Source organism: Acinetobacter sp. NIPH 284, assembly GCF_000369425.1.
Classification (GTDB): domain Bacteria; phylum Pseudomonadota; class Gammaproteobacteria; order Pseudomonadales; family Moraxellaceae; genus Acinetobacter.
The window spans coordinates 449,112-459,580 of the sequence record NZ_KB850010.1 but is presented as its reverse complement, the minus strand read 5'-3'; the positions used below and the strand labels follow the sequence as shown (position 1 = coordinate 459,580).

Here is a 10,469-nt window from a genome sequence, read left to right as displayed (position 1 = left end):
ATCGGTTTCTGTTGGTGCTATTTAACAGGTGAATGGCAACATGATCGAAAAAAAGCGATAAAAATAAAGAAGCATGGACGACTTTCAGTCAGTTTATTTCGATACGGTTTAGACTATGTTCAGATGGCTATTCTACGTTTGATTGGTTTTGGAAAAAAAGAAGAATTTAAGAAAGTGCTCGCAATTTTAAGAAAGAAAAAGCCTGATAGGACAAGGGCTCTATGAAATTTGTCGTGTACAGAGAAAAAAAGAATTTAGTTGGCTATTAATAGTAAACCCGCACAGAAAACTATTCTTAAATGGAGTTGAAGTACCTATCTTAGAAAACTCTTGCTTTGAAAAAGATGTACAGATCGAGAATATTAATTTTAAAATAAAGGCTATAAGATGGCATGAAAAGTTAAGTCATGATAAATCATGTAACTATTTATTAGATTCTAATCAAAAGATAATTTTTAAAGAATTAAGTAAGGCTAATAATAAGATAGATTTTTTTACAAGTTGTTATGCTTTATCTGAATGGAATGATACCTATAATAAAAATGAATTAGAAATGGATTCTAAGTTTGAGCAACAACAAAAAATATTAAGAAAAATTAATTCAGAAATGAGTTCTTTTCTGAAAGAAATATATGAAGACTATTTAAGAGATTATGTTGATGCCAAAATAGAAAGTTATGATGAAAAAGGATATTTCCCATCTTACCTTGGCTATGAGCACAATTATGCATTATGGCGAAAGAAAAATACAAAAGATGCTGTGAGAAGTATTTATTTAGCTGATCCCAAAGTTTTTACAAATCTTAATACAAAGCCCTTAAAAATTATTATTAGAATGCTAGATAAGCTTTTGGTATCTAAAGAAAATGATGCAATATTTGATGTTTTAGATGATGTCCTAGACTTAAATGATACTCAGGTTAATTTGCTAGCAAAGCAACTTAAATCAACTACGTTAGAAAATATAATTAGTACGATTGAAATTCTACAGAAAAGAGAGTTAGCTGTAGCCAAACTTAAAGAGTTAATGGATAAGCATTATGAATCGGTATTAGAAACGCCAGATTTACAAAAAATTATTGAGGCAAATACATGGCTTTTTGGTTCACAATATGAGCTTTTGGGGGCAGAAGAAGATACGTTTACAAAAATTGCTCAGAAATTAAGAAAAGAAATTAAGGGAGTCAATGAAATAGGGTTAGATGATTTAGATTCTGATGATCATACAGAAGTAGTCATTCAAGGACTTAATAGGCAAGTTGATTTGTTTCTTGCAAGAAAACAATATACATTCGATGCCCTAGGTAAACCTATTTACAAGTGTATTATCGTTGAAATAAAAAAACCAAGTATCTCTTTGAATAAAAAACATTTACAACAATTAAACGACTATGCAGAGATTATTGCTAAATACCCTGGTTTTAATAGTGGAAAATTAGTTTTTGAATTAATCTTGATTGGTAGGAAAATTTCAAAAGATGATTTTTCGATTAAGGCACAACTACAAAGCCATAAAGATAAAGGGGAGCTTGGTTTAGTTCTACAAGCTGAAAAAATAAAATGTTATGTTAAAGATTGGTATACTAGGCGAATTCAAACATGAGGTGCGACAGTTTCAAAAGCCTTATGATAATCAACAAGCTGAGCAAACTTCTCTAATGGTGTAAGCCAATCTAACGCTTTTCTAGGACGAGTATTCAGTGACATGGCAACTTGATTTAAATAATGCTGATCTGCCTGATTTAAATCAATTCCTTTAGGTAAATATTGCCTAATTAAACCATTCATATTTTCGCATGTGCCTTTTTGCCATGGTGAATGTGGGTCACAGAAATATACATCTATGCCTAAATCTTCTTCGAGTATTTTATGTTCTGACATCTCACGTCCACGGTCATAGGTCAACGTTTTACGCAGTTCTGCAGGTAAATATTTCAGAGCTTCAGTTAAAGCCTTGCGCACTGATTCTGCCTTTGCATCAGGTAATGTTGCCAAGATACAGAGCCGTGTATTTCGTTCAATAAGTGTTGCTATCGAACTTTTATTGTCTTTACCTTTAATTAAATCGGCCTCCCAATGACCCGGTATTTTTCTTTCTTGAACTTCGGCTGGGCGCTCATGAATAGTTTTAATATCCTGTAATATAGAATCTTTTTTAGGTTCACCGTTAGCTTTTCGCTTTTTATTTTCATGACGCAGACAGGATAATAAGTCTTTTTTCAACTCACCCTTTGGTAATGCTCGTATAGTTGAGTAAATCGTTGTATGGCTTACATTCATTGTTTGATCCAAATCAGGAAATGTCTTTAAACGCTTCGATATTTGCTGAGGAGACCATAAACAACGGATCGCTTCAACAATAAATCTCCAGAGAATTGAGTCGATTTTGAGTTTTCTGTGACCACGTCTACGTCTAGCGAAGGTGTTATCAGAAGCATATCGAGCTTGATAAACGTCATTGATGCTATTTCTTTTAAGTTCACGATAGATCGTACTAGGATGTCTTTTAATAAGTTCAGCAAATTTTCTGGGTGAAAAGCCTTCTTTTCTTGACTCAAGCATTAATGCAGTACGATCTTCAAAGTTAAGATGATGGTATGACAATTTTATATACTCCATAAACCCTTTAAATTAATTAGGTGGTTTATGTCGCACTTCAAGTTTTACTCTGCCCTATTTTTGACGAATTTAGTCTATCTAATAATTTCTTACTAGAAAATTTAAAGTCTAAATATGATGATTTATCTGATGAAAGTAAAATTTCTCTTGTAAATGATTTGCAAGGACAAAAAGTTAGCTAACAAACAAAAAAGCCCCTACATTAGTAGAGGCTTTCCATCATCTTAAATTTAAAGACTTAAGACACTTTATCACCCGGTTTTGCACCAGATTCAGGTGAAATCACCCAAACACCTTCGCCATTACCTGCTGCAAGTACCATACCGTTAGAAATACCAAAACGCATTTTACGAGGTGCAAGGTTAGCGACCATGACCACCAATTTGCCTTTTAAGTCTTCGGGCTGATAGAACTCACGAATGCCACTAAACACATTGCGTGGTTCAGCTTCACCAACATTTAAAGTGAGTTGAAGTAATTTATCAGAACCTTCTACCGTTGCAGCTTCTAAAACTTCTGCTACACGGAGGTCAACTTTCATAAAGTCTTCAATACCAATGATTTCAGCTTCACCCACTTTAGGTTCAGGCTTCTTCTCGGCTTTCTTCTCTTTTTTCTTTTCCACTTTTGGTGCTTCTGCCGCAGCAGCTAAAGAGTCTTTAGATGCATCAACCATTGCAGCAACTGCTTTAGGATCAACACGCTGCATAAGTGGTTGGAATTGCGCAATTTCATGTGCAAGCAAGATATGCTGACGTGATGCAAAGTCAAAGCTTTCAAGCTGTAAGAAGGCTTGAACTTGTGCAGCAAGCGTTGGAAGCACAGGAGCCAAATAAATAGCAAGTTGACGGAACAAGTTGATACCCACAGAGCAGACATCATGTACTTGTTGTTCCTGACCTTCTTGTTTGGCAAGCGCCCACGGTTTTTTCTCATCGATATATTGATTGGCACGGTCAGCCAACGCCATGATTTCACGGATTGCTGCGGAGAATTCACGTGCTTCATAGGCTTGGGCAATTGAATCACCAGCGTCAATAAAGCTTTGAACTAGTTCAGGTTCAGCGCATGTATTCGACAAAGTATTATTGAAGTTGCTGTTAATAAATTTTGCACAACGGCTGGCAATATTCACCACTTTACCAACAAGGTCAGAATTCACTTTCTGTACGAAGTCATCCAAATTCAAATCCGAATCTTCAACTTTGTCAGAAAGCTTAGAAGCAAAGTAATAGCGTAAATATTCTGGGTTCAAATGCTCTAAATAGGTTTCAGCTTTGATGAATGTGCCGCGAGATTTTGACATCTTCTGACCATTCACCGTCAGGAAACCATTGACGAATAAACCAGATGGCGTGCGGTAGTTAGCACCTTCAAGCATTGCAGGCCAGAACAGTGCATGGAAGTAAACGATGTCTTTACCAATGAAGTGATAGACTTCTTTGTCAGAGTCTTTCTTCCAAAAGTCATCAAAACTTAAATCTGGACGTTTAGTCTTGATGTAGTTTTCAAAACTCGACATATAACCAATCGGAGCGTCTACCCAAACATAGAAATATTTGTTTGGTGCATCTGGAATTTCAAAACCGAAATAAGGCGCATCACGCGAAATATCCCAATCTGATAAACCCGATTCAAACCATTCATCTAGTTTGTTGGCAATAGACAATGGTAAACGACCTTGATCACGTGTCCATTTCTGTAAGTATTCTGAGAAATTCGGTAGTTTAAAGAAATAGTGATCTGATGATTTCTCAACTGGCGTTGCACCACTCAATGTTGAGCGTGGGTTTAATAACTCGGTCGCGTTATAGGTTGTACCGCAGACTTCACATGAGTCGCCGTATTGATCTTCCGCTTTACATTTCGGGCACGTGCCTTTAATGAAACGATCAGACAAGAACATGCCTTTTTCAGGATCAAATAATTGTGTGACAGGGCGAACAGCGATATTGCCTGCTTCACGGTTTTTGATGTAAATCTCAGATGCACGTGCTTTGTTTGCATCGCTATGAGTTGAATCATAATGATCGAAATGCACACCAAAACCATCAAAATCACGAATGTGTTCTTTCTGAACATTGGCAATTTGCGCTTCAGGGCTGATGCCATTCGCTTCAGCACGTAACATGATCGCTGTACCATGAGCATCATCCGCACATACGTAAGTCACGTCATGACCCATTGCACGCATCGCACGAACCCAAATATCTGCTTGGATATAACCGAGTAAGTGACCCATATGGATAGGACCATTGGCATAAGGAAGGGCATTGGTGACTAAAATTTTACGCACGGATATTGTTCTCTCATTCGTATTTACAAGGTGGATGATTTTACATGACTTAAGAGCGACTTGCACAAGGGAATCGGTGAAATCTTTTTAGCCTGAAGGGAATCTTATTTTGAAACTTCATACAAGCTTCACTTTGGCTTCAATCAAAGTTCATCTGTTTGATCGAGAATAATCACAATATCAAAGAGAGGAAAATAAAAATGAGGTCTTGGTCATTAGTTTTTTCATCAGTCTCAGCCAGTTTAGTTTCTGTTTTTAGTTTTGTGATTCCATTTTGTTTGTTCTTAAATTATCGAAAGAATCATCTGCTTCATGTAGTCAGTGATGGCATGGAAGTTATGATGTATTTGACCCCAATACTCATCGTTTTGGCTTTTATCTTTTATTTGATTGTTTTTGCGGTATTGAAATTACCCACTCAGATTTTTGATTTATTGCAATTTTTAAAAATAAGTTTTGTGATCTTAATTGCTTGGGCTTTACTGGTCTTAATGATCCTGTTCGAAGATCAAGTGAACCAAATTGATTTCTCAGCTTTAAAGATCGGTATTTTGATGTATTTTATGATGCTGCCGATTTTGGCTTTGGGTTGTATGGGGGCGAACAGTTGTTACTTTGTGATGAATAAAGTAAATCAAAAGAAGAACATGATCTTATTTTGATTTAAAAAAGTATGTATCCCAAAGGATTACATACTTTGCATCTGCTTAACGGTCACACTTTGCTTAGAGTTCTTTCTTAAAGAGATGATTTTCCCTTTAGATAAGAAATGGATGTGATAGCTTTTTAAACTATTGGTTTTTGGATCAACTGTAATTTCGGCAAAGAGTGGCGTTTGCCAAAGTTCATCACTTCCTAAAGTACCTAACCAAGCCTGAGCTTTAATTACAGCGGTAAATTCATCTTTAACTTGTAGATCGCTGATACTTAATTCACTGCACCAATGAACAGTCTTTGGAAATTCAACTTTTGAAAATTTCCAACAAATTGAAAGTGCCAAACTTGTTGCGATTCCCGCATAATCATTGCTTTCATTATGAATGACAGGAAGTAATTGTTCTGCCAAATCACCTTCAAAAGAATCAATCATGCTTTGGATTCTTCTTTTACTCGAAAGAATATAGTTCAGGCGCTTTTGTTGAGCTTGCAGTTCATTTTGAATTTCTAGAAGTTCATTTTCATTCATATATAAAGCTTTATAAGTCAGGTTAATTTCACGATAGCGCAAAAGTATATCTGATCTTATTCCCTATATTGTGAATAGTTTTTAATACAAATTTAATGGTTCTAAAAATGATCGAAACACCAAGACTGATTTTACGCCAATGGCGAGACACGGATTATTTACCTTTTGCAGAGATGAGTGCTAATCCAGAGGTTATGCGGTATTTTCCAAAAGTTTTAACGCGCGCTGAAAGCGATGTATATATAGATAAATTAAAGGCAATTATTGAAAAACAGGGGTGGGGTTTTTGGGCAGTAGAATTAAAACAGACTCAACAATTGATAGGCTTGGTAGGATTACATGATCAACCCACACAGTTTTCATTTTCACCCTGTGTTGAAATTGGCTGGCGCTTAGATCAACCATTTTGGGGCAAAGGTTATGCAAAAGAAGCAGCAAATGCCGCCTTAGAATTTGCTTTTAATCATTTGCAGCTTGAAACAGTTGTGTCTTTTACCACTTTAGAAAATCTGCGATCAGAAGCGCTTATGCAAAGCTTAGGGATGAGGAAATTAGCAGAATTTCAACATCCTGCTCTAGCTCAAGATCATCCATTAAGTTGGCATGTATTGTATGAGATTCAGCAGTCTGCTCGTATCAAGTAATTTAGTTGTGTTATGCATTTATATGATTTTTATATATGAAAATTCAAATGGTTATTAATCAGCAATAAATTTGAATCATCCTGTATCCCATTTGTTTCAATTTGCAGCAATTCCTCTAAATATCCGCAGAATCTTGTATAACTATAAATGAAAGCAACAGTAATTTATTACGATATAACAAGAGGAACAAGACATGAGTAATGACAAAATTGATCAGTTAAAAGAGTTCGCATCAAAAGATTTGGAGCAAACTAAAACAGATTTACAGCAAGTCAAAGATAAAGTCAGCGAACTTGGAAATGACATCAAGCAAAAAGGTCAAGAAACTGTCGAAGACGTTAAAAACTTTGCAGCTAAAGATCTTGATCAAACGAAAACTGATCTGCAACAAGCAAAAGATAAAGCCAATGAGTTGAAGCAAAAGGGTAAGCAAACTTTAGATGATTTAAAAACAAATGCAACGGATCAGTATGGTGAGGGCAAAGCTGCTTTATCTGCTAAAGCAGATGAGCTGAAAGAAAAATTGGCAGATACTCAGCATGCAGCCAAAGAGAAATTAGATCATTTAAAACAAGAAGCAAGCCATAAGTTAGAAGATGCCAAAGCAAAAGCTGCTGAACTAAAAGATGAAGCTGCTGCTAAGCTTGAAGATCTAAAAGCTCAAGCGAGCCATAAACTGGATGATTTAAAGAAAGCTGCAACAGATACATTAAATAAATTCAAAGGTTAATCTTTTGATGACTATTTAAGATCATGCTTATACTCAGAGAAGAAAACACGTTCATAAAAAATGAGCAATTATCTTCTCTGATATGAGCGTCCAATCTTCAATACTGCTAAACTAGCCAAACTCAGTGATATATTGATCGTCTGTTTTTGGAGTAAACAAAATGTCGTGGCTTTCTTCCTTAAAATCTGTTTTTTCACCAGCACAAGAAGTGAAGGAAGATGAAATTCAAACTGTTTTACAAAATTATGTGCTGCCACATTCTGAAAATGCATTAAAAGATCGTATCAGCCAAGTGAATGTACAAGGTCGAATTTTACAACTCACGATTAATACTTTTCCTCAAGAAAAAGATCACTTACAACAGATTCACGATGAACTCGCTGAAGCTCTGGAAAAATGCGGTATCCAAGAGTTAAATTTACATATTATTCAACAAAAACATGCATCGCATAGTGAAGCAGGTCATAGCTGCTCATCGAAGCCAAAAGCAGAAAATAGCAATTTACCACCTGTAATGGATGCTTCTCCTAAAGCGGAAGTCGATCCCAATAATCCACCGATTCAAAAAGCTGCACCGCAACAACGCGATGTGGCTGCACATCCACGTATTCAAAATGTAATATTGGTATCGTCAGGAAAAGGTGGGGTCGGTAAATCAACCACGACAGTGAATCTGGCGCTTGCATTGCAACAACTCGGTCTAAAAGTCGGTGTCTTGGATGCAGATATCTATGGTCCAAGTATTCCAACCATGTTGGGGAATGCGGGACGTACTCCACAAATTGAAAATGAAAATTTTGTGCCTTTAGATGCGTATGGTATGGCTGTGCTTTCAATCGGACATTTGATTGGTGCACACAATACACCTGTGGCTTGGCGTGGTCCTAAAGCGACTGGTGCATTGATGCAACTTTTTAACCAAACACTTTGGCCAGATTTAGATGTGTTAGTGATTGATATGCCACCTGGTACAGGTGATATTCAATTGACTTTGGCACAACGTATTCCTGTAACAGGCGCGGTGATTGTCACGACTCCTCAAAATGTTGCACTTATGGATGCGGTAAAAGGAATCGAACTTTTTAACAGAGTAAATATCCCTGTACTCGGTGTTATTGAAAATATGTCGACACATATTTGCTCTAATTGCGGACATGAAGAACAGATCTTTGGGATAGGCGGAGGAGATCAATTGTCTGAGCAATATGATATTCCTTTATTAGGACGTTTACCTTTAGACGCAAAAATTCGTGAACATGCAGATAATGGTAAACCAAGTGTGATTGCTCAGGATGCAGCGGCAGAGAGCTACCTCAATATCGCACAAGCTGTATTAAAACAAATGGATAAATTGCCAAAACGTCAGCGTGATGAAAATCGTATTTTCTAAATTTGAAAAGCCTCTAATTTAGAGGCTTTTATTAATTTCATTATTTGATTGCAGTGCTTGTTTTCTTTTTTTCCAAGCATTCACTACGCTCCAACGCCAAAGTAAATGTGTAATTAAATAAAAACTAATCGCAAATAAAATTGCTTCAATCACAAGCCCTGATACGAGAATCTTCGCAAGGCTGAAATCAATATGACCATGACCAAAATTCTTAAGCCAATTCAAAATTTGGTGTAAAACCCCTAAAAGCATATCGCTATTGATCATGTGCACATGATAAATTTTAGTTCCAAACCAAAAACCTAAATACAGAATTGGAACGACAGTGAGCGGATTGGTTAACCAAGCCATACATAGGCCAATAGGCAAGTTCACTTCAAACCATAACACAGTCAAAATAATGAATAGGCTATGAAAAGGGACAGGTAATATTCCCCAAAATGTTCCAATAAACATGGCTTTCGCGATAGAACGACGGTTCACATACCAAAGTAGAGGATTTAAGGTGCGTTCACCAAAAATTCTCATAAATTTTAGACTAGCAACTTTCTCTGATGAAGGCAGCCACTTGTTAAAAAACTTCTTAGGCATAAGCGAGGGAACACATTTAAAGAGAAAAGTGAACGAATGTATATAAAATAACATTATTTACTTATTGAAAACTTAAAATAGCACCAAAGTTTATCTTGTTAAAAAATAAGAATACTTAGAATACGTTATATGTGTTGTATTTTAGCCTGTGTTTTTACTCATGTGACTCTTGAGTAGAGTGTACTTGTAATTAATAAAATATAGATAAAACATTTATTTAAATAGGCTCTCGTCATAAGTGCTTACAGTTAAAATTTTGCTATCAACTGGCAATTATATTAATCTGAATTTATCTTTTAGTGAGGTCATTCAATGATTTCATGGTTTTTTATTGGTTTAGTGATAACCATTTTGCTCACTCCTGGCCCAACCAATACTTTACTTGCATCCTCTGGTATTCAGGTAGGATTGCGTAAATCTCTATTGCTGATTCCTGCGGAGGCAATTGGTTATATTATTGCGATCAGTGCATGGGGAATGTTGATTGGTAAAGTCTCAGCGACATTACCTTTATTACCAACATTTTTAAAACTATTAAGTGCAGGGTATATTATTTTCCTTGCGATTAAATTATGGCGTACAGCAAATCAAGAAGTGATTTTAAATCAACCTACAATTCGACCTAGAGAATTGTTATGTGCGACATTATTAAACCCTAAAGCTTTATTATTTGCTTCTGCAATTTTCCCAACAACAGCATGGCAAACGCAAGAAATCTATGTTGCGCATATGAGTAGCTTTGTCGCACTCATTCTTCCAATTGCACTATTTTGGATTTCAGTTGGTGCTGTGTTGGCAACCAATAAAGTAAAATGGTTATCTCAATCTAAGTTACAGCGTACAGCATCAGTTGTACTGATCAGCTTTGCCATTCCTATTAGCTATTCAGCTCTAATTAATCTCTAATTCTATTTTTCTGCTGCCTTGAACCATCTAGGTAGCAGGGTTCTGTTGTTTTCATTAATGTCGTTTTAAGTTAAAGTACTCTCCAATCATTAACTTAGATTTTGGAT

The 10,469-nt window shown here is 36.0% G+C and carries 10 protein-coding genes and 1 pseudogene; 7 read left to right on the top strand and 4 right to left on the bottom strand.

What is annotated here, in order from left to right:
- Positions 1 to 225 (top strand): annotated as a pseudogene (locus F908_RS05300) (IS4 family transposase); the annotation flags it as partial.
- A gap of 328 nt (positions 226 to 553) precedes the next feature.
- Positions 554 to 1,603, top strand: a complete 1,050-nt coding sequence (locus tag F908_RS05295) for a hypothetical protein (protein WP_005158570.1) — start codon at positions 554 to 556, stop codon at positions 1,601 to 1,603.
- On the opposite strand, the gene F908_RS05290 is transcribed toward F908_RS05295, so the two are convergent.
- A complete protein-coding gene (locus F908_RS05290) occupies positions 1,594 to 2,562 on the bottom strand; it encodes an IS30 family transposase (RefSeq protein ID WP_228761473.1) in 969 nt (322 codons plus the stop codon). The genes F908_RS05295 and F908_RS05290 overlap by 10 nt on opposite strands.
- A gap of 295 nt (positions 2,563 to 2,857) precedes the next feature.
- Positions 2,858 to 4,915: a methionine--tRNA ligase gene (metG, locus tag F908_RS05285; RefSeq protein ID WP_005158569.1), complete on the bottom strand. Its 2,058-nt coding sequence runs from the start codon at positions 4,913 to 4,915 to the stop codon at positions 2,858 to 2,860.
- A gap of 200 nt (positions 4,916 to 5,115) precedes the next feature.
- Here metG and F908_RS05280 point away from each other — a divergent pair, with 200 nt between their 5' ends.
- A complete protein-coding gene (locus F908_RS05280) occupies positions 5,116 to 5,577 on the top strand; it encodes a hypothetical protein (RefSeq protein WP_005158568.1) in 462 nt (153 codons plus the stop codon).
- Between the two features lie 26 nt (positions 5,578 to 5,603).
- On the opposite strand, the gene F908_RS05275 is transcribed toward F908_RS05280, so the two are convergent.
- Positions 5,604 to 6,101 (bottom strand): hypothetical protein, encoded by a 498-nt coding sequence (locus tag F908_RS05275; RefSeq protein ID WP_034602660.1) that lies wholly within the window; start codon positions 6,099 to 6,101, stop codon positions 5,604 to 5,606.
- Between the two features lie 107 nt (positions 6,102 to 6,208).
- On the opposite strand from F908_RS05275, the gene F908_RS05270 reads away from it, so the two are divergent.
- The 3 genes from F908_RS05270 to apbC all read left to right on the top strand — a co-directional run bounded on the left by F908_RS05270 (position 6,209) and on the right by apbC (position 8,865).
- Positions 6,209 to 6,745 (top strand): GNAT family N-acetyltransferase, encoded by a 537-nt coding sequence (locus F908_RS05270; protein WP_005158561.1) that lies wholly within the window; start codon positions 6,209 to 6,211, stop codon positions 6,743 to 6,745.
- A 193-nt stretch (positions 6,746 to 6,938) separates the two neighbouring features.
- Positions 6,939 to 7,475, top strand: coding sequence for a hypothetical protein (locus tag F908_RS05265; protein ID WP_005158556.1), 537 nt, complete (start codon positions 6,939 to 6,941; stop codon positions 7,473 to 7,475).
- Positions 7,476 to 7,635: 160 nt separating this feature from the next.
- A complete protein-coding gene (gene apbC, locus F908_RS05260) occupies positions 7,636 to 8,865 on the top strand; it encodes an iron-sulfur cluster carrier protein ApbC (protein WP_005158554.1) in 1,230 nt (409 codons plus the stop codon).
- Between the two features lie 18 nt (positions 8,866 to 8,883).
- On the opposite strand, the gene F908_RS05255 is transcribed toward apbC, so the two are convergent.
- Positions 8,884 to 9,456: a DUF2062 domain-containing protein gene (locus F908_RS05255; RefSeq protein WP_005158550.1), complete on the bottom strand. Its 573-nt coding sequence runs from the start codon at positions 9,454 to 9,456 to the stop codon at positions 8,884 to 8,886.
- Positions 9,457 to 9,768: 312 nt separating this feature from the next.
- On the opposite strand from F908_RS05255, the gene F908_RS05250 reads away from it, so the two are divergent.
- Entirely contained in the window at positions 9,769 to 10,362 is a 594-nt protein-coding gene (locus F908_RS05250) for a LysE family translocator (protein ID WP_004663686.1), read from the top strand.
- Positions 10,363 to 10,469 lie beyond the last annotated feature (107 nt).

Bases quoted from the DNA above. Each gene is read 5' to 3' on its own strand.
- F908_RS05295 (WP_005158570.1), top strand. From the start codon at position 554: ATGGATTCTAAGTTTGAGCAACAACAAAAAATATTAAGAAAAATTAAT.
- F908_RS05290 (WP_228761473.1), bottom strand. From the start codon at position 2,562: ATGCTTGAGTCAAGAAAAGAAGGCTTTTCACCCAGAAAATTTGCTGAA.
- F908_RS05280 (WP_005158568.1), top strand. From the start codon at position 5,116: ATGAGGTCTTGGTCATTAGTTTTTTCATCAGTCTCAGCCAGTTTAGTT.
- F908_RS05275 (WP_034602660.1), bottom strand. From the start codon at position 6,101: ATGAATGAAAATGAACTTCTAGAAATTCAAAATGAACTGCAAGCTCAA.
- F908_RS05270 (WP_005158561.1), top strand. From the start codon at position 6,209: ATGATCGAAACACCAAGACTGATTTTACGCCAATGGCGAGACACGGAT.
- F908_RS05265 (WP_005158556.1), top strand. From the start codon at position 6,939: ATGAGTAATGACAAAATTGATCAGTTAAAAGAGTTCGCATCAAAAGAT.
- apbC (WP_005158554.1), top strand. From the start codon at position 7,636: ATGTCGTGGCTTTCTTCCTTAAAATCTGTTTTTTCACCAGCACAAGAA.
- F908_RS05255 (WP_005158550.1), bottom strand. From the start codon at position 9,456: ATGCCTAAGAAGTTTTTTAACAAGTGGCTGCCTTCATCAGAGAAAGTT.
- F908_RS05250 (WP_004663686.1), top strand. From the start codon at position 9,769: ATGATTTCATGGTTTTTTATTGGTTTAGTGATAACCATTTTGCTCACT.